Raw genomic sequence first — 24,137 nt, forward strand, 5'->3', positions numbered from 1 at the left:
TCGCCATGCTGACCCGTCGTCTTGCCTTGGCCGCCATCACGGCGGCGCCCTTCGGTTCCGCTTTCGCGCAAGGCGCGGCCTGGCCGGACCGCGTGGTCAGCTTCACCATTCCCTTCCCCGCCGGCGGATCGGCCGATCTGCTGGCGCGGCTGGTGGCGGACCGGATGACTCCGCTGCTCGGGCCTTCGGCGCGGATGGTGGTGGAAAACCGCGCCGGCGCCGGCGGCGTCATCGGCAGCGATTATGTGCGGCGCCTGCCGGCGGATGGCCATGCCATCCTGCTCGGCACGCCTTCCACCCACGGCACCGTGCCGGCCTTGCAGCCGGACACCACGCCCTATGACCCCGTGGCCGATTTCACTGCTATCGCCATCCTAGGGCGCGCGCCGATCGCGCTGGCCGTGCCGAAGGATTCACCGCATCGCGACCCGCAATCGCTGATCGCCTGGCTGCGCGCCAATCCCGGCCGCGCGAGCTGGGGCAGCTCCGGCTCCGGCAGCGTTGGCCACTTGGCGGGAGAATTGCTGAACCTCTCGGCCGGCGGGTTGCAGGCCGAACACATCCCCTATCGTGGCGGCGCGCCGCTGGTGGAAGCGCTGACGAAGGGAGAGGTGCAGTTCGGCTGGGAACCGCTCGGTTCGCTGGCGGCGGCGGCGCGGGACGGGCTGTTCCGCATCATCGGCATGGGCTCTCCGGCGCGGCATCCGCTGTTCCCGGATGTGCCCACCTTGCAGGAAGCCGGCGTGGCGGGTTTTGCGGCATCGACCTGGAATGTCATGCTTGGCCCAAAGGGCATGCCGCCGGCCATCGTCGCCCGGCTGAACGCGGCGGCCAATCGCGTGCTGGCGACGGAGGATGTGAAGGCGCGCCTCGCCACCGCCGGCATCGATGCCGTCAGCGACAGCACCCCCGAAGCGACCGCCGCCTTCATCGCGGCCGAATTCGCAAAATTCAAGGACATCGTAACCCGCGCCCGGCTGAACCTGGCGCGTTGAGGAATCCCATGAGCGACGTCATCGCGGACCGTCTGAACCGCATCTCCCCCTCCCAGACCACGGCCATGCGCCAACGCTCCCAGGCGCTGAAGGCGGAGGGGAAGGATGTGCTTGCCATCTCCTCCGGCGAGCCGGATTTCGACACGCCCCAGCACATCAAGGACGCGGCCATCGCCGCCATCCAGGGCAACCAGACCCGTTACACCGACATCGCCGGCACCAAGGCGCTGCGCGAGGCGGTGGCGCGCAAGTTCAAGCGCGACAGCGGGCTGGACTATGCGGCGGAGGAGATCCTGGTCGGCACCGGCGGCAAGCAGGTGATCTACGACGCCATGATCGCCACGGTGAATGCGGGCGACGAGGTCATCATCCCGACGCCCTGCTGGGTTTCCTACCCCGACATCGTCGGGCTGGCCGAGGGCACGCCGGTGCTGCTGCCCTGCGGCCCGAACCAGGGCTTCAAGCTGCTGCCCGAGCAGCTGGAAGCCGCGATCACGCCGAAGACCAAGTGGCTCATCGTCAACACGCCGTCCAACCCCACCGGCGCCACCTATTCGGCGGCGGAGCTGCGCGGGCTGTGCGACGTGCTGCTGCGGCATCCGCAGGTGCATGTGCTGACCGATGATATCTACGAAAAGCTGATCTATGACGGCCGGGAATTCGCCACCTTCGCCCAGGTGGAGCCGAAGCTGCGCGACCGCACGGTGACGATGAACGGCTGTTCCAAGGCCTATGCCATGACCGGCTGGCGCATCGGCTTCGGCGGCGCGCCTCGGCACATCATCAAGGCCATGGACAAGCTGCAGGGCCAGTCCACCTCCAACACCTGCTCCATCGCCCAGGCCGCGGCCATCGCCGCGCTGGACGGGCCGCAGGAGCCGACGGAGGCGATGCGCCAGGTCTATGAGGCGCGGCGCAACCGCATCGTCGCCGCGCTGGATGCCACCCCGCATCTGCGTTGCCACCTGCCGGAAGGCGCCTTCTACGCCTTCCCGGACCTGACCGACTGCATCGGCCGCACCACCGCCGGCGGCACGAAGATCACCAGCGATTGGGACTTCGTGCTGGCGCTGCTGTCGGAGACCGGCGTCGCCACGGTTCATGGCAGCGCCTTCCTGTTCCCGGGCCACTTCCGGCTGAGCTTCGCCGCCGCCGACACCTTGCTGGATGAGGCCTGCCGCCGCATCCGTGGGTTCTGCGAGGGGCTGCGCTAGGCACCGCTTGGCAGGCCGCGCTTTCCGGCGGAGACTTGCCCCCAAGCACAGGGGAGCAGGGTTCATGGCGAAGCGCGGCCTCCAATTCGGTGTCTTCCTGGCGCCTTTCCACCGCCTGGGCGACAATCCGACGCTGGCCATCGCCCGCGATATCGAGATGCTCGAATGGCTCGACCGGCTCGGCTATGACGAGGCCTGGATCGGTGAGCACCATTCCGCGGGGTGGGAAACCATCGCCTCCCCCGAGCTCATCATCGCCGCGGCGGCGGAGCGCACGAAGCACATCCGCCTCGGCTCCGGCGTCACCAGCCTGCCCTATCACCACCCCTTCCTGGTGGCGCAGCGCTTCGTCCAGCTCGACCACATGACGCGTGGCCGCGCCATGCTGGGCTGCGGCCCCGGCGCACTGGTCTCGGACGCCTATATGCTCGGCATCGAGCCTGCCACCCAGCGCCGCCGGATGGATGAGGCGCTGGAGGCCATCATGGCCCTGCTGCGCTGCGACGGCCCGGTGACGCGCAAGACCGACTGGTTCGAGATGCGGGAGGCGCGGCTGCATCTGCGCCCCTATAGCGACCCGCATTTCCCCATCGCCGTCGCCAGCACCCTGACCCCCGCCGGGCCGGCGACGGCGGGCCGCCACGGCGTCGGCATCCTGTCCCTCGGCGCTGGCCTTCCGGGTGGCTCCGCCGCCCTGCCTGGCCAGTGGAAGATCGCGGAGGAGGAGGCGGCGCGGCATGGCAAGACCATGAACCGCGCCGACTGGCGCATGGTGATGAACGTGCATGTGGCCGAGACCGACGAGCGCGCTTTGGAGGAGGTCCGCATCGGGGAACGAGCGGAGACGGTGACCTATTTCGAGGACGCGCTGGGCCGCCCGCCCGGCCGGTCCCAGGACCCGCTGACCGATGGCGTGAAGGCCGGCACCACGCTGGTGGGATCGCCGGAGACGGTGGCGCGCGGCATCGAGAAGCTGATCGAGGCAAGCGATGGCGGCTTCGGCGGCTTCCTGTTCCGCGCCAATGACTGGGCCGACCGCGAGCAGAGCTGGCGCAGCTACGAGCTGTTCGCCCGCTGGGTCATGCCCCGCTTCCAGCAGTCGCTGGACACGCTTCGCGCCTCCCACGCCTGGGCGGTGGAGAACCGTCGGACCATCTTCAGCCCGAATGTGGAAGCGCTGCGCAAGGCGTTTGTGGATGCGGGCAAGGAGGTGCCGGCGGAGTTCGCGGCGCGTGCTTCGGGCGCGCGGGATTAACAGGCCGCTGAGAGGGCTGCCGACGATCTTCCGCGGCCTGCCGGATCAGCCTAGCCGACGTCACCTCATCATCTTCGGCAGCAATATGTCCTTGATGATCCGGGCAGATTCCGCCTTGAGGCTGGGCAGGAAAGTGCTGGTGTAGATCAGCCTCAGCGAGGCCAGAAAATACTTGTTGTCCTGGAAGAAGCGATATTCGTCCTCTGGCTTGTCGCGAAAATAATGCGCAAGGAAATGCTCCAGCAATCGAAGGCCGTCGGCGTTGGGTATCTTTGTCGCCATCTCACAGATGCCTGTTTCGGGATAACCGTAGATCGTGCAGAGAAGCCCGATGTCGAACAGGTAATGCCCCCGGGATAGATCGCCCATGTCGATAATCACCGGTTCGCCGTCACGGATCATGATGTTGCTGGTGTGCAGATCGAAGTGAACACAGGTATCGGCGTCCGGAATCGTCTCCAGCAGGCGATGCAGCAACGCGATCTCGCTGGCCGACAGGAAGAAGTCCATCTGGCTGATGTAATGCCGGAAGTTCTGCTTGATGTCGGGAAAGATGGCCGGGTCGGCGGGGGTTTCGTGAACCGTTCGGGCGATCTGCGCGAGAAGCTGGGCGTGGCGTTCGATGTTCTGCAGGTCGTTCCTGATGTTGGCGCTGAACAGCGTCGCTTCCAGCATCTCGTAGACGACGCCCGTTCGGGTGCCGCAGGCGACGACGTCGAAGGAGATCGCCGTCGGTATCCCCAACACGAAGGCGGCTTTCGCAAACTGCTTCTCCTTCTCGGCGACGTCGGCCCCGATCCCCTCCTTGTAGAGTTTCACGATGGTTTCGGGGTCCAGGCGATAGCACTCGCCGCACACGCCGGCGGAAAGAAATTCCAACCCCTCCAGGGAAATGGTCCGGACCTTGGGCTGGCTGGGAATGAGCTTGGAGAAGCCCGTTATATCTAGGATGTCCTGAATATCGCGGCTCACATTGGTCAGCAGCATTGTGCCGTCCACGGCCGCCAGTCGCTTCCTTGCGCGCAGCAGTTCTCTCAATCCTGCGCTGGAAACGTAGTGGCAGGCGTCGAGATCGAGAACGAGGTGCCGAACCCCTTCCAACTCCATGTCCCGGCTGAGCATGGGCGCCGTGCTGGTGTCGAGCCGCCCGATCAATGCCACGGTCAACCTGTCGCCGGAGCGATGCGCACTGATCTTCATGGCCTCAAGGTCCTGTCGAACGGGTAAGCCGAATGTCAGTCTGCTGATCACACCAAGGAATCGATGATCTCATAGCACGACCAGGAGAGCACTGGAGCGGCCCCCATTCGACCGCACAGGCGGCGCAACCGTCAGGCCTGCTAACGCCGCTTCCGCCCCTTGAAGGCCGGCTGCGCCAGTCCTTCCCCCGCGCGGTTGCGTTCGCTGGGCTGGGCCGACAGCACGGCCTCGATCCACAGGTTGAGACGCCGGCTCTCGGCCAGCGCGCCTTCCAGGTCGCGATAGATCAGCGGGAAGCGCATCGCCATCCAGCGCCAGGCGACCAGGCGGCGATGCACGCGCTCCGCCAGTTGCAGGGCTTCCTGCCCGGCGCGGTCGGGGGGCGGCAGGCGGCCGGCGCGGGGTGGCGGGATGGCGCTGCCAAGGGCATGCGCCACCGCCCAGTCGGACAACCGCTGCACCCCCTCATCCCGCGCATCCACCGGGCACATGGCATAGGTCCAGCGGTCAAGCAGCGACAACTCCCGCACGCCATCCACGGCGGCGGCGATGGCGATCTGGGTGGAGAGGTCGCCCAGGCGGTAATTCGGGTCGTCCCGCCGCAAAACGGAACGCTCGATGCGGCGCAGCGTGCCGAACAGGCTTTGCGTGCCGATCTCGGCGGCGACGGCGGCGACGATATCCGCATCGGGCGCCACCGGCGGGCGCAGATCCACGGGCGGTGTCGGGCCGGCGGCCAAAGCGCGGGCGATGTCCTTCGGATTGCCACCGCCGGCGAGCACCGCCACCACGCCTTCCGCATGGGCGCCGCCAAAGCGCCCGGCGCGGCCGCCGATCTGCTTGATCTCCTGCACCGTCAGCGGCCGGTCCGACTGCCCGTCCCATTTGCTGAGCGCGGAGAAGACCACGCGCCGCAGCGGGCCGATATTCAGCCCCATGCCGATGGCATCCGTCGCCACCAGCACCTCCGCCTCCCCTTCGCGGAAGCGGCGGGCCTCAGCGCGGCGGACGCTCGGGCCCAGGGCGCCATAGACCACGGCGACGCTGCGCCCCTTGCGCAGCAGGGCGGCGCGCAGGGCGAAGACCTCCCGGCGGGAGAAGGCGATGACGGCGTCGCCACGGCCGATCTCATCCAGCGGCACGGGGGTGGGGGAGGCGGTCAACGGGCCCATCCGCTCCAGCCGTATTTCCTCCAACGGGTCACCGCAGAGCGCGGCGAGGCGTCGCAGCATCGGCGCCGCATCCGGCGCACCGAGCACGATGACGGTGCGCGCCGGCACGCCCATGATGGCCGCGGTCCAGGCCGGGCCGCGTTCCGGGTCGGCCAGCATCTGCGCCTCATCCACCACCGCCACGTCGAAGGGGGTGTGGAAGGGGCACATCTCCACCGTCGCCGCCGTATGGCGGCTGCCGGGGCTGTCGATGCGTTCCTCCCCGGTCGAGAGGGAGGTGGGCACGCCGCGGGCTTCCAGCGCGTCGCGATATTCATGCGCCAGCAGCCGCAAGGGGCCGAGCGCCACGCCGCTCTCGGCCTCCGCCAGCCGGGTTAGGCCGTAATAGGTCTTGCCGGAATTGGTCGGGCCGAGGCACGCGATGATGCGCCGATCCAGCGCCCGGGCGGTGGCGAAATGCGCGGCGTAGCGGTCCAGCCCGGCGATGCGGGCGATGGTGGCATTGCTGCTGCGGCGGGTTTCCTCAGCCACCGGGGGCGCGCTGGGCGCGCGGGCGGCAGGGCGGGGCGCGCGCAGGGTGGGCACCACTTGGCGCAATGCGACGGGGTCGAATTCCGGCACGCGGATGCGGCGGCCGCCCTTGCGCAGCGGCACATGGCGCGCGACCGGCAGCCGGCCCTCGCGCAGCCAGCCTTCCACTTCCGACCGGCTCGCCTGGAGCAGGCCGGGCAGGGCCTCCGCCCGCACCAGGGAGGATTCCCAATCCTTGAGGCGCCCCTCCTCCTCCGCCTGGGTTTCGCGGGCAGCCTTGGCGGCGGCGCGGCGGGCGGTGCGCTGGCGGCGCTCCTCCTCCGTCGCGCGGCGGGTGAAGGCGGCGGCGTCGGAGGCGGGCAGGGCAAAAGCCTCGGCCACCAGGCCGGCGCAATGGGCGATGGCCTCCAGCGTCGGTTCGCCATTGGGCGGGCGGGGCAGGTCTTCGAGCGCGGCGGCCAGCGCCGTCTCCAGCCCGGCATGGCCGGACAGGCGCGTCAGCACGGCCTCCCGTAGCGCGCGCAACAGGTCCGACTCCCCGGAGTCGAGGCGGGTCAGGGCGGCGGCAGCAGCATCGAGGTCCTCGCCCCGCGCGGGCAGGCCGGTGGCACGGCGGGCGAGGTCGGCCAGCCGGACGCGCCAGCCGCGGCGGCGCAAGGTCAACAGGGCCTCACGCAGCGCGGCGGCATCCGCCGGCAATGCGCCGCCCAGGGCGCGCCAAAGCGGCCGCATCTCTGGCGGATTGAGCGTCAGGCCGGCGGCTTCCGCCGCGGCCCGCAGGGCCGTGTCCTGCTCTGCCCCGAATGGGTCCTGCGGCACCGGGTTCTCTCCTAGCCGCCACGGGGCATGGCCCGCCGCATCATCATGCCATGCCTTGCCGGTCCCGGGAAATCGCCGGCCCTATCCGCCCGACGGGGATCGGGGTTTCGGCCCCGCGCGTCGGGTGTGAGCATCCCGGCAGGGTCTTCGCCCCCAGGTTGACTCGCATTGGGTGCGGGCGCGACATAGCTCGATATGGCGCCGAGCAGGACCCGCAATGTTGCTTTGACGGAGCCCCTCGCGGCCTTCATCGAGGCCGAGATCGAGAGCGGTCGTCATGCCACCGCAGAGGAGGTCGTCGCAGCCGGGCTGCGCCTCCTGCAAACATCAGCCGGGCTGCGCCTTCTGCAAACACCAGCCGCGCCGGTGGAGGACGATCTGTTCCGGCAGGTCGCGGAAGATGCGCCGGCGCTGCTGTGGATGGGCGATGCCGAGGGGAAGTGCATCTATCTGAACCGGGCGCTGCGGGCATTCTGGGGCGTGTCGCCTAGCGACCTGGCCACGTTCGACTGGTCTTCCACCCTGCATCCGGACGATGCCGCCGGCCTCGCGGAGCCCTTTGCCACTGGCATGCGGCTGCGCCAGGGCTTTGTGGCGGAGGCCCGCTACCGCCACGCCGATGGCGGCTGGCACTGGCTGCGCACGGAGGCGCGGCCGCGCTTCGCCACCGATGGCCGGTTCCTTGGCATGATCGGCGTGAATGTCGACGTCACCGGGCAGCGCCAGGCGGAGGCGGCGCAGCGTGAGCTGCTGGAGACATTGGACCTCGCCAGCGTTCTGGTGCGTGACCTGGATGGCACGATCCGCTTCTGGGCGGCGGGCTGCACGGATATCTATGGTTGGACCGCCGCCGAGGCGCTGGGCCGATCGGCCCATGCGCTGCTCGACAGCCGCTTCCCCATCGCGCATGCGGCGATCGAGGCGCAGTTGCTGCGGGGTGAGCACTGGCAGGGTGATGTGGTGCAGCGGCACCGCGATGGCAGCCTGCGCACAGTGTCCATCCGCAAGGCCCTGCGCCGCGATGCGGCGGGGCGGCCGGTGGCGGTGGCGGAGAGCGTCACCGATGTCACCGATCTGCGCGAGGCGGAGCGGAAGGCGCGGGAGAGTGAGGCGCGGCAGCGCGCGCTGTTCGACGCCGCCCCCTTCGCGGTGATCGTCATCGATCCGGAGACCCATGCGATCCTGGATGTGAATGCGCGGGCCTGCATGGATTACGGCTACAGCCGCGAGGCCTTCCTGCGGCTGCATATCGGCGATGTCGACGCGCTGGGCGATCCCGCCGCCATCCGTGCCCGTGGGCGCGCGCGCGCGGCAGGTCCGGGCGCGCAGGAATTCGAGGCCCGGCACCGAACCAGCAGTGGCGCGATCCGGGACGTGCTGGTGCGGGTGCAGGGGGTGCGGGCCGGCGGGCGCGATGTGACCTATGGCGCCCATATCGACATCACCGACCGCAAGGCGGCGGAGTCCGCGCTGCGCGCCAGCGAGGCCCGGCTGCGCCTGGCGCTGGAGGCGGTGGGCTTTGGTATCTGGGAATATGATGTCTGGCGCGGGCTCGGCCAGGCGAAAGGGTTGCCGGCGGATATGCTGCGTGGGGCCAGCCCCGAGGGGGCACCGCTGGAGCATTGGCTTCGCCCCATCCATCCCGAAGATCGCCCCCATGTCGAGGCGGGGCTGGCGGCGATGCTGCGCGGCGAAGCCTCCCGTTTCGATGCCGAGTTCCGTCTGGCGCGCCCGGGTGGCGGTTGGCGCTGGATCGCTTCCCGCGGCGCGGTGGTGGAAAGCGACGAGGAGGGTCGGCCCCGAACCCTGGCCGGCGTCGCCCGCGATATCACCGACCAGCATGAGGCGGCGGAGCGGCAGACGCTGCTGGCGCGGGAGGTGGACCACCGCGCCAAGAACGCGCTGGCGGTGGTGCAGGCTGCGCTGCGGCTGACCAAGGCGCCGGACCTGCCGAGCTATATCAAGGCCATCGAGGGGCGGGTCGGGGCCCTGGCGCGGACCCAGACCCTGCTGGCCGGGAATCGCTGGCGCGGTGCCAACCTGGCCACCTTGCTGCAGGGCGAGATCGCCCCCTTCGTGATCGGCCAGCGGGTGAGCATGGAAGGGCCGGAGGTGGCGTTGGGACCCGCCCTCGCGCAGGCCCTCGCCATGGCCTTCCACGAATTGGCGACCAATGCCGTGAAGCACGGCGCGCTGTCCGTCGCCACGGGGCGGGTGCGGGTGGTCTGGGACTGGCACGCGACCAAGGCAGGGCGGCTGTGGCTGCGCTGGGTGGAAAGTGACGGCCCGCCTTTGCCGGCACCGCCGAAGCGTCGCGGCTTCGGGTCGCGGGTTCTGGATGCCACGCTGTCCGGGCAGTTGGGCGGGGCGGTGCGGCTGGACTGGCAGGCCAGCGGGCTGGTCTGCGAAATGGAGGTGCCCTTGCCGGGGCCCTGGCCAGGCGGTGTCCGGCCCGACCCAAAAATTGCCGAATCTTCACCTTCGGGCTAAAGCCTGCCCCACGAAATCGTCGTCCAAGCGCGATCTTGATGACGGGGCGTAGGACAATCCCTGGTCGCGGCGTCCTGGCTGGCGCATGACCGATGGGCGAACCACCCGAACGGCCAGGGGCCGGGGAGCACTTGATGCGGGCCACCGATCTGCTGTCTGCGGACCATATCCTTCTCGATCTCGCTTCGCCGAATCGGAAGGCGCTGCTGCAGACCCTGGCCGCGGAGGCCGCGCGCCGCCTCGGGCGGGATGAGCAGGAGGTGCTGGCGGCGCTGCTGGCGCGCGAACGCCTGGGCACCACCGCGCTCGGCCGCGGTGTGGCCCTGCCGCATGCCCGCCTGCCCGGGGAGGACCCGCCGTTGATGATCTTCGCCCGGCTGCAACGCTCGGTGGATTTCGAGGCGCGGGACGAGGAGCCGGTGGACCTGGTCTTCGCCGTGCTCTGGCCGGAATCGCAGCCGGAGGGTTTCCTGCCCGCGCTGTCCGAACTGTGCCGGCCGCTGCGCGACCCGCATTTCCTGCAGAAGCTGCGCCGCGTGGGCACGGCGGAGGAAGCCTCGGCGCTGCTGCGCCAGGGCGGGGCGGCGGCGGAGGACTGATGCCGGAGCAGCTTCTTCTCGCGGTCCTGGTCGGGCTGCCTTTCGCTGGCGCGCTGATCGCCATGCTGCTGCCGACGCATGCGCGGGATGCCGCGGCCTGGCTGGCCGGCGGCGTCATGCTGGTGGCGCTGGCGCTGGTCTGGGCCGCCTATCCCGCCGTGTCGGTCGGCGGCCTGCTGCGGGCCGAGATCGGCTGGATGCCCACGCTCGGGTTGAACCTGTCGCTGCGGCTGGATGGCTTCGCCTGGCTGTTCGCCGGGCTGATCGCCGGCATCGGCTTCCTGGTGGTTCTCTACGCCCGCTACTACATGTCGCGCGAAGATCCGGTGCCGCGCTTCTTCGCCTTCCTGCTGGCCTTCATGGGATCCATGATGGGCGTGGTGCTGTCCGGCAACCTGATCCAGCTCGTCTTCTTCTGGGAGCTGACCAGCCTCTTTTCCTTCCTGCTGATCGGATACTGGCACCACACCCAGGCGGCGCGGGATGGCGCCCGCATGGCGCTGACCGTCACCTCCATGGGCGGGCTGGCACTGTTCGCCGGCGTGCTGGTGCTGGGGCAGATCGTCGGCAGCTATGACCTGGACCGCGTGCTGGCGGCGGGCGATGTGATCCGCGCGCATCCTTTCTACGTGCCGATGCTGGTGCTGATCCTGCTCGGCGCCCTGACCAAAAGCGCGCAGTTTCCCTTCCATTTCTGGCTGCCGCACGCGATGGCGGCGCCGACGCCGGTTTCCGCCTATCTGCATTCCGCCACGCTGGTGAAGGCGGGCGTGTTCCTGATGGCGCGGCTCTGGCCGGTGCTGGCGGGGACGGATGCCTGGTTCTGGCTGGTCGGCTCCGCCGGGCTGATCACACTGCTGATCGGCGCCTATATCGCCATCTTCCAGCACGACCTGAAGGGTCTGCTGGCCTATTCCACCATCAGCCATCTGGGGCTGATCACCCTGCTGCTGGGGCTGAACAGCGACCTCGCCATGGTCGCGGCCATCTTCCACATCCTTAACCATGCGGCCTTCAAGGCCTCGCTGTTCATGGCCGCCGGCATCATCGATCATGAGACCGGCACGCGGGACATAAGGCGACTGTCCGGGCTGAACCGGTCGATGCCCTTCACCGCCCGGCTGGCGCTGGTGGCCTCCGCCGCCATGGCCGGCGTGCCGCTGCTGAACGGCTTCATCTCCAAGGAGATGTTCTTCGCCGAGGCGTTGACCGCCCAGGGGCCTTTCGCCACGCCGCTCGGCCTGCTGCCGCTGTTCGCCATGGTGGCCAGCGCCTTCGCCGTGACCTATTCGCTGCGCTTCCTGCACGGCGCCTTCTTCGGCCCCGATCCGGTGGACCTGCCGCAGACGCCGCATGAGCCCGCGGCCTGGATGCGCGCGCCGGTGGAGATCCTGGTGCTGGCCTGCATCATGGTGGGCGTGCTGCCCGCTGCCACGATCGGCCCCTTCCTCGACATGGGCGCCCGCGCGGTGCTGGGGGAGGCGACGCCGGTCTACAGCCTGACCGTCTGGCACGGCTTTAACCTGCCGTTGTTGATGAGCATCATCGCGCTGGTCGGCGGTGTGCTGCTGTATCTCGCCTTGCAGCGCTATCTGCTGAGCGGGCGGGAAGGCGTGCCGCTGCTGCGCCGGATCGAGGGGCGGCGCCTGTTCGAACGGGCCATGGTATTCCTCTCCTGGCGCCTGGCGCGGGCGCTGGAGGGGCTGCTCGGCACCCGCCGGCTGCAGCAGCAGCTGCGTCTGATGATGGGTGTCGCGGTCTTCGCCGCCGGCTGGGCGGTGTGGCATCGCGGCTTCTTCCAGGGGAATGTCCCGGCCAGCCCGATCGATCCGGTGATTGCCGTGGTCTGGCTGGTGGGCGCCGGCTGCGCGCTCGGCGCGGCCTGGATGGCGAAGTACCACCGGCTGGCGGCGCTGATTCTGCTGGGCGGCGCCGGGCTGGTGGTCTGCATCACCTATGTCTGGTTCTCCGCGCCCGATCTGGCGGTGACGCAGTTGCTGGTGGAGGTGGTGACCACCGTGCTGCTGCTGCTCGGCCTGCGCTGGCTGCCGAAGCGGATGGGCGCCGGGGCCGGGCCGGCGGTGGAGGTTGTCAGCCTGTCCCGCCGTCTGCGCGATTTGGCGCTGGCCATCGCGGCGGGCGGCGGTATGGCGGCGCTGGCCTATGGCGTGATGACGCGCCTGCCGCCGGACCTGCTGGCCGACCAGTTCCTGGCCCGCGCCTATACCGAGGGTGGCGGCACCAATGTGGTGAACGTCATCCTGGTGGACTTCCGGGGCTTCGACACGCTGGGCGAAATCGCCGTGCTGGCGGCGGTGGCGCTGACCGTCTTCGCACTGCTGCGGCGCTTCCGTCCGGCGCCGGACAGCATCGACCTGCCGGAACAGCAGCGCGAACAGCGCGACCATGATGTCGCCGATCCGCGCCGGCAGGATGGCGACACCGTCTCCGACTGGCTGCTGGTGCCCTCCGTCATCACCCGGCTGCTGTTCCCGGTTTTCGGGCTGGTGGCGGTGTATCTGCTGCTGCGCGGGCATGACCTGCCGGGCGGCGGCTTCGCGGCGGGGCTCACCCTGTCGATCGCCTTCCTGCTGCAATACATGATCGGCGGCGCCGATTGGCTGGAGGCGCGGCTGGTGCTGCGGCCGCTGCGCTGGATCGGCTTCGGCCTGCTGCTGGCGACCCTGACCGGGGCGGCGGCCTGGCTGTTCGGCATGCCCTTCCTGACCACCTATTTCGCCTATGCCGATCTTGGCTGGCTGGGCCGCCTGCCGATGGCCAGCGCGCTGATCTTCGACATCGGCATCTTCGCCCTGGTGGTGGGTGCCACGGTGCTGATGCTGATCGCGCTCGCGCACCAGTCGATCCGCGGCCATCGCGCCGCGGCCCGGCCACTGGCGAAGCTGCGGGCGACGCCGTCCTCGGCACCGGGCCAGACGGCTCCGGCCACACCTGGCGCGGGAGGCGTCTGATGGAACTCGTCGTCGCGCTGGGCATCGGGGTGCTCACCGGATCGGGCATGTGGCTGCTGCTGCGGCCGCGCACCTTCCAGGTCATCATGGGGCTGTCGCTGCTGTCCTATGCCGTGAACCTGTTCATCTTCTCCACCGGCGGGCTGCGCACCGGCCTGGCGCCGGTGCTGGAACCCGGCGCTGTGGGCAGCCTCGCCAACCATGCGGACCCGTTGCCGCAGGCCCTGGTGCTGACCGCCATCGTCATCAGCTTCGCCACCACGGCGCTGTTCCTGGTGGTGCTCATCGCCTCCCGCGGCCTGACCGGCACCGACCATGTCGATGGGCGGGAGAGGGAGCGGTGATGTCCCAACCCCGGATTCCGAACCTGCGCCTGAGGGCGTCGGCATGATGCATTGGACCGCACAGCTGATGATCGCACCGATCATCCTGCCGCTTCTGGTCGGCGCGCTGATGGTGCTGGCCGGGGAGCGGCGGCGCGGACTGGTCACGGGCCTCGCCATCGCCTCCACCACGGCCCTGGTGGTGATCGCCATCCTGCTGATGCTGCGCGCCTCGGGGGCGGAGGAGACGGCGACGCAGGTCTATCGCCTGGGCAACTGGCCGGCGCAGTTCGGCATCGTGCTGGTGTTGGACCGGCTCTCGGCCCTGATGCTGGTGCTGACGGCGGTGCTCGGCCTTTGCGCGCTGACCTTCGCCCTGGCGCGCTGGCACAAGGCGGGCGCGCATTTCCACCCGCTGTTCCAGTTTCAGCTGATGGGGCTGAACGGCGCCTTCCTGACCGGCGACCTGTTCAACCTGTTCGTCTTCTTCGAGGTGATGCTCGCCGCCTCCTACGGCCTGGTGCTGCATGGCTCGGGCACCGCGCGGGTGCGCGCCGGGCTGCACTACATCGCGGTCAACCTGGGCGCCTCGCTGCTGTTCCTGGTGGGCGTCAGCATGCTGTACGGGCTGGTCGGCACGCTGAACATGGCCGACCTGGCCAGCCGCATCCCGGCCCTGCCGGCGCAGGATCGCGGGCTGGTGGAGGCGGGGGTGGCGATCCTCGGCATCGCCTTCCTCATCAAGGCGGGCATGTGGCCGATGGGCTTCTGGCTGCCCACCACCTATGCCGCCGCCAGCGCGCCCGCCGCCGCCATCCTGTCCATCCTCAGCAAGGTCGGCGTCTACGCCGTGCTGCGGATCTGGCTGCTGTTCTTCGGGGAAGGCGCGGGCGATTCGGCCGGCTTCGGCGGCACCTGGCTGGTAGTGGGCGGGCTGCTGACCATCGCCTTCGGCTCCATCGCCGTGCTCGCCACGCAGAACATGGCGCGGCTGGCGGGGGCGGCGGTGCTGGTCTCCTCCGGCACGCTGCTGGCGGCGATGGGGGTGGGGCAGGTGGGGGTGACGGCCGGCGCGCTGTTCTACCTGGCCAGCTCCGTGCCCGGCATCGCCGCGCTGTTCCTGCTGATCGAGCTGGCCGAGCGGGGCCGCGATGTCGGCGCCGACGTGCTGGCGGTGACGCGCGAGGCCTTTGGCGAGGCGGAGGAGGAGGACATGGAGGATGAGGAGATCGGCGTCGCCATCCCCGCCGCCAAGGCGGTGCTGGGGCTGAGCTTCTTCGCCTGCGCCCTGCTGCTGGCCGGGCTGCCGCCGCTCTCCGGCTTCCTGGCCAAGTTCGCCATGCTGGCGCCGCTGCTGCCGCCGGCCGGGGAGACCGGCCTGCTGCGCTGGGCCCTGTCGGGGGCGCTGCTGCTCTCGGGGCTGGCCACCATCATCGCCATGACGCGCGCCGGCATCGATGCCTTCTGGGTGACGCCGGAGGGCAATCTGCCGCGCATCGGCCTGCTGGAATTCGCCCCTATCCTGCTGCTGTTGGCGCTTAGTCTGGCGATGACCGTGGGTGCGGGGCCCGTGCTGCAATACATGCAGGCGACGGCGGATGCGCTGCATGCGCCCACGGCCTATCTGCGCGGCGTGATGGGGGCGATGCCATGAGGCGCCTGCTGCCCTTCCCGCTGCTGGCCGCCGCGCTGCTGGTGATGTGGCTGCTGTTGAACCAGACGGTCTCGCCCGGCGCGGCGCTGGTCGGGCTGGTGCTGGCGCTGGCGGCCTGCTGGGTGGCGGTGCTGCTGGATCTGCCGCGCGGCCGCTTCCGCCGGTCCCGCGCCGCGCTGCGGCTGGTCTGGGTGGTGATGGTGGAAATCGTCCGCTCCAACAACGCCGTGGCGCACATCATCCTGAGCCGCGAGACACGGCAGCGCACCTCCGGCTTCGTGGTGATCCCGCTGGACATGCGCGCGCCCTACGGCCTGGCGGCGCTGGCCTGCATCCTGACCGCGACACCGGGCACGGTCTGGGTGGAATATGATTCCACGCGCAGCACCATGCTGCTGCATGTGCTCGACCTGATCGACGAGCAGGAATGGCTGCACATCGTCAAGGATCGCTACGAGACGCCGCTGAGGGAGATCTTCGAATGACCGGAGGATTTGGCGGCGCGCTGCTGTTCTGGTCGGTGCTGCTGGCGCAGGTGATGCTGGGCCTGGCGCTGGCCTGCTGCGCCTGGCGCCTGCTGCGTGGCCCGCGGGCGCAGGACCGGGTGCTGGCGCTGGACACCATGTATGTGACGGCGGCGATCCTGTTGCTGGTCTTCGGCATCCGCACCGGCAGCGACCTGTATTTCGAGGCCGCGCTCGCCATTGCCCTGTTCGGCTTCGTCGCCACCGCCGCATTGTCGAAATTCCTGATGCGCGGCGAGGTGATCGAATGAACGGCGGCGCGGATCTTCCGCTCTGGGCCGCGCTGCCGGTCGCGCTGCTGCTGCTGGCCGGCGCCGCGCTGACCCTGGTGGGCACCATCGGCCTGCTGCGCCTGCCGAACTTCTACGACCGGGTGCATGCGCCGACGCTGGGCACCACGCTGGGCATCGGCTTCGTGCTGCTGGCTTCGATGCTGTTCTTCTCCGTGCTGCAGACGCGGCTGGTGCTGCACGAGGTGCTGATCGCGGTCTTCGTCGCGCTGACCACGCCCGTCACCCTCATGCTGCTGACGCGTGCCGCCGTCTATCGCGACCGGCGCGAGGGGCGGGAAGGCGTGCCCCCCTCCGAGGATGATGCCGCCCCGGCTGCGACCGACCGGGACGGCTGACCCTCAATTCCCGCTGCGGGCGGAGGCTTCCAGCAGCGGCCGCCAGCGCGCGATCTCGCCACGCCAGAAGGCCTCGGCCCCAGCGGGCGTGGTGCGTTCGCCTTCCGCCGGCAGGCTGCCGAGCTCGATCATCCGCCCGGCGACCGCCTCCTCCCGCAAAGTCGCCAGCAGGGCGGCGTTCAGGCGTTGCATGGCCTCCGGCGGCGTACCGGCGGCGGCGAAGAGCATGTTCCAGCCGGACATGCGCATCTCCGGCAGCCCGGCCTCCGCCGTCGTCGGCACATCCGGCAGGGCGCGGGCGCGCGCCTGGGTGGTGATGGCATAGCCGCGGATGGAGCCGGCGCGGATATGCTCGGCATTGTTGGTGGTCTGGTCGCAGCTCATGTCCAGATTGCCGGCCATCAGGTCGTTCATGGTCAGCGCATTGCCGCGATAGGGCACCAGCGTCACCGGCGTGCCGATGACGGAGATCAGCAGCAGGCTGCACAGATGGCTGGTGGAGCCGATGCCGGCATTGCCGAGATTGAGGCGCAGCCCCTCCTGCCGCACCTTCGCCACCAGCTCCGTCAGATTGGCGGCGGGGAAGTCGCGGCGGGTGATGATGGACATCGGCACCTCGTTCACCATGCCGATCGGCTGCAAGGCCAGAGGGTCAAAGCTGAGGTTGCGATAGAGCGTCGGGATGGTGGCCTGGGCCAGGCTGCCGAACAGGATGGTGTGGCCATCCGGCCGCGCCGCGGCGACCCGCGCCTGGCCGATGGAGCCGCCGGCGCCGGAGGCATTTTCCACCACCACCGGCTGACCGAGCTGGGCGCCGATGGACGGCGCGATGAGGCGGGCGATGATATCGGCCGGCCCACCAGGGGCGAAGCCGACCACCATGGTGATGGGGCGCGAGGGATAGGCGCCCTGCGCGGCGGCCAAGCCAGCAAAGCCAGCGGACAAGGCGAGAGCGAGCAGCCCCCGCCTGAGGATAACGGACATCTTTGAACCTCCCAGATATTGCGGAAAGTGTCGCAACATCTGGGAATTAGGCAAGCGCCCGCTCAGACGTGCAGGCCCGGCGCCTCCTGGCCCGTGCGCGCCACATATTCGGTGTAGCCGCCGGCATAGTCGTGGATGCCCTCCGGCGTCACTTCCAGCACGCGGTTCGACAGGGCCGCCAGGAAGTGGCGGTCATGCGAGACGAACAGCATGGTGCCCTCATACTGCGCCAGGGCGGCGATCAGCATTTCCTTGGTGGCCATGTCCAGGTGGTTGGTGGGCTCGTCCAGCACCAGGAAATTGGGCGGGTCGAACAGCATCCGCGCCATCACCAGCCGCGCCTTCTCCCCGCCCGACAGCACGCGGCAGGGCTTGTCCACCTCGTCGCCGGAAAAGCCGAAGCAGCCGGCGAGGGCGCGGAGCGAGCCCTGGTTGGCGCGGGGGAATTCATCCTCCAGCGATTCGAAGACGCTGCGGCCGCCATCCAGCAATTCCATGGCGTGCTGGGCGAAATAGGCCAGCTTCACGCTGCCGCCGAGCGCCACGCTGCCGGCATCCGGCGTGGTCGCGCCGGTGACCAGCTTCAGCAGGGTGGATTTGCCGGCGCCATTGGTGCCCAGCACGCAGCAGCGTTCCCGCCGCCGCACCAGCAGGTCCAGCCCCTGATAGATCACCCGGTCGCCATAGCTTTTATGCACGCCGCGCAGGCTGGCGACATCGTCGCCGGAGCGTGGCGCGGGCAGGAATTCGAAGCTGACGGACTGCCGGCGCTTCGGCGGCTCCACACGTTCGATCTTGTCCAGCTTCTTCACCCGGCTCTGCACCTGCGCGGCGTGGGAGGCGCGGGCCTTGAAACGCTCGATGAACTTGATTTCCTTGGCCAGCATCGCCTGCTGGCGCTCGAACTGCGCCTGCTGCTGCTTCTCCGCCATGGCGCGCTGCTGTTCGTAGAATTCGTAATCGCCGGCATAGCTGGTCAGGCTGCCGCCATCGATCTCGATCACCTTGTTGATGATGCGGTTCATGAATTCGCGGTCGTGCGAGGTCAGCAGCAGCGCCCCCTCATGCTGGGCGAGGAACTGCTCCAGCCAGATCAGGCTTTCGAGGTCGAGGTGGTTGCTCGGCTCGTCCAGCAGCATCACATCGGGGCGCATCAGCAGGATGCGGGCCAGCGCCACGCGCATCTTCCAACCGCCGGACAGGGCGCCGACATCGCCATCCATCATCGCCTGGCTGAAGGACAGGCCGGCCAGCACCTCCCGCGCCTTGCCTTCCAGCGCGTAGCCGCCCAGCTCCTCGAACCGCGCCTGCACCTCGCCGAAGCGTTCGATCAGCTGGTCCATCTCATCGGCGCGGTCGGGGTCGGTGAAGGCGGCCTCCAGCTCCCGCAACTCCGCGGCGATGGTGCTGACATCGCCGGCGCCGTCCATGACTTCCGCCACCGCGGAACGGCCCGACATCTCGCCCACATCCTGGCTGAAGAAGCCGATGGTGATGCCGCGATCGACCAGGATCAGCCCCTCATCCGGCGGCTCCTGGCCGGTGATCATGCGGAACAGCGTGCTTTTGCCCGCGCCGTTCGGGCCGACCAGGCCGATCTTCTCGCCCTTCTGAAGCGCTGCCGAAGCCTCGATGAACAGAAGCTGGCGGCCATTTTGCTTGCTGATATTGTCCAGGCGGATCATCGGTCGGTCAGGCGCTCACGGTGTTTCGGGGCGCCTTATGGCATGGACGCCGGGCCAGGGCACGGGGTGAAGCCCTCGGCACCAACGGGGGGGCAGGGGCTGCCTATGGGTGGAATAGATGGCAGGCCGCTGGTGTCATCGCGCCGGTTCGGCTTTGATGTCGATACGCCAAGACAACCACGGAGCAGCCCGATGAGCACCCAGAACACCCCCGCCGCCCCCCTCGACGAGGCCAGCCTGGACCAGGTGGTGGGCGGCGCCATCACCGGCGGCAACGACACCGTGCGGGGCGGCAGCAACAGCGACTACATCAACGCCCAGGGCGGCAACGACATCGTCACCGGCGGCGCGGCGGGCGATTACATCGACGGCTATACCGGCAACGACACGCTGATGGGCAACCAGGGCAACGACACGATCTATGGCGGTGCCGGGGACGACGTCATCATGGGCGGCACCGGCGCGGACGTCATCAATGGCGACCAGGTCTATGGCCAGCAGGGCAATGACGTGATCCGCTGGCACCCCGGCGAGGGCAACGACAGCATCAATGGCGGCGGTGGCACCGACCAACTGGTGCTTGAGGATACCGGGATGACGCTGCAGCAGCTGTTTTCCGCCATCACCCCCGATTCCGGCTCCCCGCGCCCGACCATGTCCACCCATTCCATCAACCTGACCGGCGTCAGCGGCACCATCACCATCGGCAACGAGACCATCCGCTTCACCGGCATGGAGTCCCTGGTGAACGGCAGCTACCAGCACTTCACGGGCCGCGGCGAGTAGCTTTTCAGGCCGGGATCGGCGCCCGCATCGCCTGCTCCGCCGTCGCGCTGACGGCGGACAGGACCGGGCGGCCGACATCACGGGCCAGCGCGGCCAGGAAGGGCTGCGTTGGCAGCTGCGTGCAGCCGATGAACAGCGCATCGCAATCCGGCCCCATCACCCGCCGCGCCAGCGCCTCCACCTCCGGCGCCTGGATGGCGCAGAGCGCGGCGACATCCGGGGCGCGCAGCGTTTCCAGCCGGGTCACGGCGATGCCGCCATCGGCCAGGAAATCCACAAGCTGGTCGTTCACCGCGTCCTGATAGGGCGTCGCCACCGCGATCCGCTTCGCGCCGGCCTGTTGCAGGCCCAGCACCATGGCCCGCGCGGTGGTCACCACCGGCAGGCCGGTGACCTGCCCGAGCCCTCGCGCCAGCGCCGCATCGCCCGCCGGCCCGGCGATGAAGCCGGCCGAGGTGCAGCCATAGACCACCAGGTCATGCGTCGCCGGTGAGAAGCACCGCGCCGCGAGTTCAAGCACCGCCGCCTGCTGCGCTGGCACCGTCTCCCGCGTCAGCGGGCCGGGGGAGGGGGGAATGCCGATGCGGGTGATCTCGGACCCGGCCGGCAGCCAGCCGCGCATCTCCGCTTCCATGGTGGTGTTGGAGCCCGGCACCATCAGCCCGACCCGGATCGCGCGCGTCATCGCCCTGCTCCTCCGCATTTCGCCATTGTCGTGCCCGGCGGCGGGTGCCAGCTTTCGCCTGATCCCGGAGAGGCAACGATGCCGGCGAAGAACCCCATCATCCTGCTGCATGGCTATTCCGACAAGGGCCTGTCCTTCGAGCCCTGGAAGCGCCAGCTCGTCGCCGCCGGCCATGCCGAGGCCGATGTGCATATCTGCGAATACAAGAGCCTGACGAATGAGGTGACCATCAAGGACCTCGCCGAGGGTTTTGATCGCGCGCTGCGCACGCGCCTCGCGCCCGACCAGGCCTTCGATGCCATCGTGCATTCCACGGGCATGCTGGTGATCCGGTCCTGGCTCGCCACCTATGGCGGCCGGCGGGCACGGCTGAAGCGACTGGTGGCGCTGGCGCCGGCCACCAATGGATCGCCGCTGGCGCATCGCGGCCGCGGCTATCTCGGCGCCATCTTCAAGGGCAACCGGATTCCGGGCACGGATTTCATGGAGGCTGGTGACCAGATCCTCGATGGGCTGGAACTCGGCAGCCGCTTCACCTGGGACCTCGCGCATCAGGACCTGCTGGGCAAGGAACCCTTCTACCGGCGCGGCGCGGACTCGCCCTATGTCTTCATCCTCTGTGGCACCGCGCGCTATTCGGGGCTGAAGGCGCTGGTGAATGAGGAGGGTTCGGACGGCACGGTGCGGTTGGCGGGGTGCAGCCTGGACAGCCAGAAGCTGTGCATCGACCTGGCGCGCGATGCCGAGGCGCGTGCGCCGGATGATCCGAAACGCATCGCTGCCAGCGATGTGGCGGCGCGCAGCGCGCTGCCCATGCGGCTCTATCCCGTGGCGGGCAAGAACCACTCCACCATCCTCGAAAAGCCCGACGGCACGCTGCGCGATCTGGTGCTGTCGGCGCTGAAGGTGGCGGATGATGCGGGCTTCGATGCCTGGCGCGACACGGCGGAGGATACGACGCGGGCGGCGCGGGATGGCATCGACCAGTACCAGCAATTCGTGGTGCGCGCGATCGACGAGCGCGGCGACCCCATCACCGACTATTTCATCGAGCTGTTCACGCGCGACCAGGCAGCGGACAGGCGCGTGCCCTTCGATCTCGATGTGCATGCCTATCGCGCCGATCCATCCCTGCGCTGCTTCCACATCAACCTCACGAAATTGTTCGCGCGCTTTCCCGCGGGGCAGGTGCCGGACCTCTGGGTGCGCATCATCGCCTCCTCCGGCTCCGACCTCGTCGGCTATCACGGGCTGAACAGCGAAAGGATGACCCAGGACCTGACGGCGATGGATGACAGAGGCGTCTGGGATGCGGAGGTGAAGCTGCCGGCGGTGTTCGGCCGCGCCGGCACCAAGCTGTTCTGGCCCTTCACCACCACCTTCCTGGAGGTACGGCTGAACCGGGACCCGCTGCCCTTCGGCCAGATCGCCAACAAGGTGTGCTACTTCGTCTAACGTCAGGATAAATGCGCCGGGGGCCGATTTCCAGGCCATGCGAAACCGCTGTAGCATCCGGGTGCGGATGATGGAGCGGGCATGAGCGATCAGCAGGCGGTGGCGCAATCCAATGGGAAGGGGCCGCTTTCCATCGCGGTCGATGCCGGCGGCACCTTCACCGATATCGTGCTGGTGGACCGCGCCAGCGGCCAGCGCTGGCAGGCCAAGGTGCCCTCTACCCCCGCTGACCGATCCCAGGCCTTCGCCGATGGCATCGCGCAGATCCTGGCCTCGGCGGATCGGTTGGCAGCGGAAGTGACGCATGTGCTGCACGGCACCACCGTTGCCACCAATGCCATCCTGGAACACAAGGGCACCCAGGCCGGGCTGCTGACCACGGCCGGGTTGCGCCATGTGCTGGAAATCGGCCGCCACGACATTCCGCGTCACGAGAACCTCTACGCCTGGGTGAAGCCGCGCCGTCCCATTCCGCCGGAGCATGTGCTGGAAGCCCGCGAACGCCTGGCCGCCGATGGCAGCGTGGTGACGTCGCTGGAGGAGGCTGATGTGCGCGCCGCCGCCGCGGAATTCCGCCGGCTCGGCATGAAGGCCATCGCCGTCTGCTTCCTGCATGCCTATGCCGACCCGCGCCATGAGCAGCGCGCCGACGCGATCCTGGCGGAGGAACTGCCGGGCATTCCCATCACGCTGTCGACCGAAGTGCTGCCGGTGTTCCGCGAATACGAACGCAGCATGGCCACCGCGTTGAACGCCTATGTCATGCCCGCCGTCGCCACCTATGTCCGCCGCGTCGAGGATCGGTTGCGGGAGGGTGGCATCGCCGCGCCGCTGCTGCTGATGAAGTCCAGCGGTGGCGTGATCCGCGGCGAGGGCGCGGCGAAGCAGCCGGTGCAGACCGCCCTCTCCGGCCCTGCGGCCGGCGTGGTGGGCGCGCGGGCGCTGGGGCTGCGGGCGGGGCATCCGCGCCTGATCACGTTGGATGTCGGCGGTACCTCCGCCGATATCAGCCTGATCGACGGCGAGCCGCGCCTGACCAGCGAGGGCCGCGTCGGCGACTGGCCGCTGACCCTGCCGATGATCGACATCCACACCATCGGCGCCGGCGGCGGTTCCATTGCGCGGGTCTCGCCGGAAGGCGCGCTGCTGGTGGGGCCGGAAAGCGCCGGCGCGGTGCCGGGTCCGGTTGCCTATGGCAAGGGAGGCGAGGCGCCGACGCTGACGGATGCGAATCTCGTGCTCGGCCGGCTGCCGCCCTCCCTGCTGGATGGCGGCATCACGTTGGATGTCGATGCGGCAGCGCGCGCCATCGAGACGCGTATCGCGAAGCCGCTCGGCCTTAGCCTGGCCGATGCGGCGCGCGGCATCGTCGCGGTGGCGGACAATGCCATGGCGGGCGCGATCCGCGTCGTCTCCGTGCAGCGCGGCTTTGACCCGCAGGATTTTTCGCTATTGCCCTTCGGCGGCGCGGGGCCCTTGCAGGCCGGTGCCATCGCGCGGCTGCTCGGCATGAAGCGCATCCTGGTGCCGGCACGGCCAGGCGTGCTCTCCGCCGAGGGGTTGCTGGCCGCGCCGCTGCGCAATGAATTTGCCCGAACCGTGATGCTGCGCGCGCCGGTCACGGACCTCGCGCCGCTCACCAACGCTTTCGCCGCGCTGGATGCGGAAGCCGCCGCCTGGCTGGTGGCGGAGGCGGTGCCGGAGGAAGCGCGGGAAATCCGCTGGCGCGCCGGCATGCGCTACGTGCATCAGGGCTTCGAGCTGTATGTGGACTGGCCCGGCCGTCGTGCCGACGCCGCCGCGCTGGCCGAAGCTGTGGAGCGTTTTCACAGCTATCACGAACAGCTCTACACCTTCGCGCAGCGTGACACGGCGGTGGAGATCGTGACGCTGGACGTCACCGCCCTCGGCACGCTGCCCGGCCCGGCGGCCGCCAGCGTGCCGCCCGCCGGCGCCGTGACGGCAATGGACGATGCGCTGGTGCAACTGGCGGATGGCCCGGCGCGCGTGCCGGTCTGGCATCGCGACAGGCTTGGCGCCGGTGCGGTGCTGCGCGGCCCGGGGATCGTCGTGCAGATGGATGCGACCACCTGGCTGCATCCCGGCGACGTCGCGACGATGGATCCCTTCGGGAATCTGGTGGTGGAGGTGGGGGAGGCGTAGCGC

The 24,137-nt window shown here is 69.3% G+C and carries 19 protein-coding genes; 14 read left to right on the forward strand and 5 right to left on the reverse strand.

The genetic code is table 11. The features are described 5' to 3' along the window. Nucleotides 1-5 precede the first annotated feature (5 nt). The 3 genes from ACVFYP_RS08690 (at nucleotide 6) to ACVFYP_RS08700 (ending at nucleotide 3,464) form a co-directional block, all read left to right on the forward strand. Nucleotides 6-995: a Bug family tripartite tricarboxylate transporter substrate binding protein gene (locus ACVFYP_RS08690; protein WP_499199770.1), complete on the forward strand. Its 990-nt coding sequence runs from the start codon at nucleotides 6-8 to the stop codon at nucleotides 993-995. A gap of 8 nt (nucleotides 996-1,003) precedes the next feature. After that, nucleotides 1,004-2,209, forward strand: coding sequence for a pyridoxal phosphate-dependent aminotransferase (locus ACVFYP_RS08695; protein ID WP_499199771.1), 1,206 nt, complete (start codon nucleotides 1,004-1,006; stop codon nucleotides 2,207-2,209). Nucleotides 2,210-2,273: 64 nt separating this feature from the next. After that, entirely contained in the window at nucleotides 2,274-3,464 is a 1,191-nt protein-coding gene (locus tag ACVFYP_RS08700) for an LLM class flavin-dependent oxidoreductase (protein ID WP_499199772.1), read from the forward strand. A 60-nt stretch (nucleotides 3,465-3,524) separates the two neighbouring features. Here the strand turns inward: ACVFYP_RS08700 and ACVFYP_RS08705 are convergent, their stop codons facing one another. Continuing rightward, nucleotides 3,525-4,664, reverse strand: a complete 1,140-nt coding sequence (locus tag ACVFYP_RS08705) for an anti-sigma factor antagonist (RefSeq protein ID WP_499199773.1) — start codon at nucleotides 4,662-4,664, stop codon at nucleotides 3,525-3,527. 140 nt (nucleotides 4,665-4,804) lie between these two features. Beyond that, nucleotides 4,805-7,186 carry a helicase-related protein gene (locus ACVFYP_RS08710; RefSeq protein ID WP_499199774.1) on the reverse strand — a complete coding sequence of 794 codons (2,382 nt, stop codon included), beginning with the start codon at nucleotides 7,184-7,186 and terminating at the stop codon, nucleotides 4,805-4,807. Nucleotides 7,187-7,411: 225 nt separating this feature from the next. Between ACVFYP_RS08710 and ACVFYP_RS08715 the strand changes: the two genes are divergently transcribed. The 8 genes from ACVFYP_RS08715 (at nucleotide 7,412) to mnhG (ending at nucleotide 16,376) form a co-directional block, all read left to right on the forward strand. After that, entirely contained in the window at nucleotides 7,412-9,676 is a 2,265-nt protein-coding gene (locus tag ACVFYP_RS08715; protein WP_499199775.1) for a PAS domain S-box protein, read from the forward strand. Nucleotides 9,677-9,810: 134 nt separating this feature from the next. Beyond that, entirely contained in the window at nucleotides 9,811-10,275 is a 465-nt protein-coding gene (locus tag ACVFYP_RS08720; protein WP_499199776.1) for a PTS sugar transporter subunit IIA, read from the forward strand. After that, nucleotides 10,275-13,247: a monovalent cation/H+ antiporter subunit A gene (locus ACVFYP_RS08725; RefSeq protein WP_499199777.1), complete on the forward strand. Its 2,973-nt coding sequence runs from the start codon at nucleotides 10,275-10,277 to the stop codon at nucleotides 13,245-13,247. Before ACVFYP_RS08720 ends, ACVFYP_RS08725 begins: the two co-directional genes overlap by 1 nt. Beyond that, entirely contained in the window at nucleotides 13,247-13,591 is a 345-nt protein-coding gene (locus tag ACVFYP_RS08730) for a Na+/H+ antiporter subunit C (RefSeq protein ID WP_216878680.1), read from the forward strand. Before ACVFYP_RS08725 ends, ACVFYP_RS08730 begins: the two co-directional genes overlap by 1 nt. A gap of 43 nt (nucleotides 13,592-13,634) precedes the next feature. Continuing rightward, nucleotides 13,635-15,224, forward strand: a complete 1,590-nt coding sequence (locus ACVFYP_RS08735; RefSeq protein WP_499199778.1) for a monovalent cation/H+ antiporter subunit D — start codon at nucleotides 13,635-13,637, stop codon at nucleotides 15,222-15,224. Continuing rightward, entirely contained in the window at nucleotides 15,221-15,709 is a 489-nt protein-coding gene (locus ACVFYP_RS08740; RefSeq protein ID WP_499199779.1) for a Na+/H+ antiporter subunit E, read from the forward strand. Before ACVFYP_RS08735 ends, ACVFYP_RS08740 begins: the two co-directional genes overlap by 4 nt. Further along, nucleotides 15,706-15,999: a K+/H+ antiporter subunit F gene (locus ACVFYP_RS08745; RefSeq protein WP_499199780.1), complete on the forward strand. Its 294-nt coding sequence runs from the start codon at nucleotides 15,706-15,708 to the stop codon at nucleotides 15,997-15,999. The genes ACVFYP_RS08740 and ACVFYP_RS08745 overlap by 4 nt, the downstream gene beginning before the upstream one ends. After that, nucleotides 15,996-16,376, forward strand: coding sequence for a monovalent cation/H(+) antiporter subunit G (mnhG, locus tag ACVFYP_RS08750; RefSeq protein WP_499199781.1), 381 nt, complete (start codon nucleotides 15,996-15,998; stop codon nucleotides 16,374-16,376). The genes ACVFYP_RS08745 and mnhG overlap by 4 nt, the downstream gene beginning before the upstream one ends. A gap of 3 nt (nucleotides 16,377-16,379) precedes the next feature. Here mnhG and ACVFYP_RS08755 read toward each other — a convergent pair whose 3' ends face one another. Further along, the gene (locus tag ACVFYP_RS08755; RefSeq protein WP_499199782.1) at nucleotides 16,380-17,360 is read right to left on the reverse strand and encodes a tripartite tricarboxylate transporter substrate-binding protein; all 981 of its coding nucleotides are present in this window, start codon (nucleotides 17,358-17,360) and stop codon (nucleotides 16,380-16,382) included. Between the two features lie 62 nt (nucleotides 17,361-17,422). Continuing rightward, on the reverse strand, nucleotides 17,423-19,045 hold the full coding sequence (locus ACVFYP_RS08760) for an ABC-F family ATP-binding cassette domain-containing protein (RefSeq protein ID WP_499199783.1): 1,623 nt from the start codon (nucleotides 19,043-19,045) through the stop codon (nucleotides 17,423-17,425). Nucleotides 19,046-19,237: 192 nt separating this feature from the next. On the opposite strand from ACVFYP_RS08760, the gene ACVFYP_RS08765 reads away from it, so the two are divergent. Next, the gene (locus tag ACVFYP_RS08765; RefSeq protein ID WP_499199784.1) at nucleotides 19,238-19,831 is read left to right on the forward strand and encodes a calcium-binding protein; all 594 of its coding nucleotides are present in this window, start codon (nucleotides 19,238-19,240) and stop codon (nucleotides 19,829-19,831) included. Between the two features lie 4 nt (nucleotides 19,832-19,835). Here the strand turns inward: ACVFYP_RS08765 and ACVFYP_RS08770 are convergent, their stop codons facing one another. Further along, nucleotides 19,836-20,516, reverse strand: coding sequence for a maleate cis-trans isomerase family protein (locus ACVFYP_RS08770; RefSeq protein ID WP_499199785.1), 681 nt, complete (start codon nucleotides 20,514-20,516; stop codon nucleotides 19,836-19,838). Between the two features lie 78 nt (nucleotides 20,517-20,594). Between ACVFYP_RS08770 and ACVFYP_RS08775 the strand changes: the two genes are divergently transcribed. Beyond that, nucleotides 20,595-21,971, forward strand: coding sequence for an esterase/lipase family protein (locus tag ACVFYP_RS08775; RefSeq protein ID WP_499199786.1), 1,377 nt, complete (start codon nucleotides 20,595-20,597; stop codon nucleotides 21,969-21,971). 81 nt (nucleotides 21,972-22,052) lie between these two features. After that, nucleotides 22,053-24,134, forward strand: a complete 2,082-nt coding sequence (locus tag ACVFYP_RS08780; RefSeq protein WP_499199787.1) for a hydantoinase/oxoprolinase family protein — start codon at nucleotides 22,053-22,055, stop codon at nucleotides 24,132-24,134. Nucleotides 24,135-24,137: the final 3 nt, after the last annotated feature.

Source organism: Roseomonas sp. F4 (assembly GCF_053891155.1).

Excerpts from the sequence above, each read along its gene's own strand:
- ACVFYP_RS08690 (WP_499199770.1), top strand. The coding sequence starts at position 6 with ATGCTGACCCGTCGTCTTGCCTTGGCCGCCATCACGGCGGCGCCCTTC.
- ACVFYP_RS08695 (WP_499199771.1), top strand. The coding sequence starts at position 1,004 with ATGAGCGACGTCATCGCGGACCGTCTGAACCGCATCTCCCCCTCCCAG.
- ACVFYP_RS08700 (WP_499199772.1), top strand. The coding sequence starts at position 2,274 with ATGGCGAAGCGCGGCCTCCAATTCGGTGTCTTCCTGGCGCCTTTCCAC.
- ACVFYP_RS08705 (WP_499199773.1), bottom strand. The coding sequence starts at position 4,664 with ATGAAGATCAGTGCGCATCGCTCCGGCGACAGGTTGACCGTGGCATTG.
- ACVFYP_RS08720 (WP_499199776.1), top strand. The coding sequence starts at position 9,811 with ATGCGGGCCACCGATCTGCTGTCTGCGGACCATATCCTTCTCGATCTC.
- ACVFYP_RS08725 (WP_499199777.1), top strand. The coding sequence starts at position 10,275 with ATGCCGGAGCAGCTTCTTCTCGCGGTCCTGGTCGGGCTGCCTTTCGCT.
- ACVFYP_RS08730 (WP_216878680.1), top strand. The coding sequence starts at position 13,247 with ATGGAACTCGTCGTCGCGCTGGGCATCGGGGTGCTCACCGGATCGGGC.
- ACVFYP_RS08735 (WP_499199778.1), top strand. The coding sequence starts at position 13,635 with ATGATGCATTGGACCGCACAGCTGATGATCGCACCGATCATCCTGCCG.
- ACVFYP_RS08740 (WP_499199779.1), top strand. The coding sequence starts at position 15,221 with ATGAGGCGCCTGCTGCCCTTCCCGCTGCTGGCCGCCGCGCTGCTGGTG.
- ACVFYP_RS08745 (WP_499199780.1), top strand. The coding sequence starts at position 15,706 with ATGACCGGAGGATTTGGCGGCGCGCTGCTGTTCTGGTCGGTGCTGCTG.
- mnhG (WP_499199781.1), top strand. The coding sequence starts at position 15,996 with ATGAACGGCGGCGCGGATCTTCCGCTCTGGGCCGCGCTGCCGGTCGCG.
- ACVFYP_RS08755 (WP_499199782.1), bottom strand. The coding sequence starts at position 17,360 with ATGTCCGTTATCCTCAGGCGGGGGCTGCTCGCTCTCGCCTTGTCCGCT.
- ACVFYP_RS08760 (WP_499199783.1), bottom strand. The coding sequence starts at position 19,045 with ATGATCCGCCTGGACAATATCAGCAAGCAAAATGGCCGCCAGCTTCTG.
- ACVFYP_RS08765 (WP_499199784.1), top strand. The coding sequence starts at position 19,238 with ATGAGCACCCAGAACACCCCCGCCGCCCCCCTCGACGAGGCCAGCCTG.
- ACVFYP_RS08770 (WP_499199785.1), bottom strand. The coding sequence starts at position 20,516 with ATGACGCGCGCGATCCGGGTCGGGCTGATGGTGCCGGGCTCCAACACC.
- ACVFYP_RS08775 (WP_499199786.1), top strand. The coding sequence starts at position 20,595 with ATGCCGGCGAAGAACCCCATCATCCTGCTGCATGGCTATTCCGACAAG.
- ACVFYP_RS08780 (WP_499199787.1), top strand. The coding sequence starts at position 22,053 with ATGAGCGATCAGCAGGCGGTGGCGCAATCCAATGGGAAGGGGCCGCTT.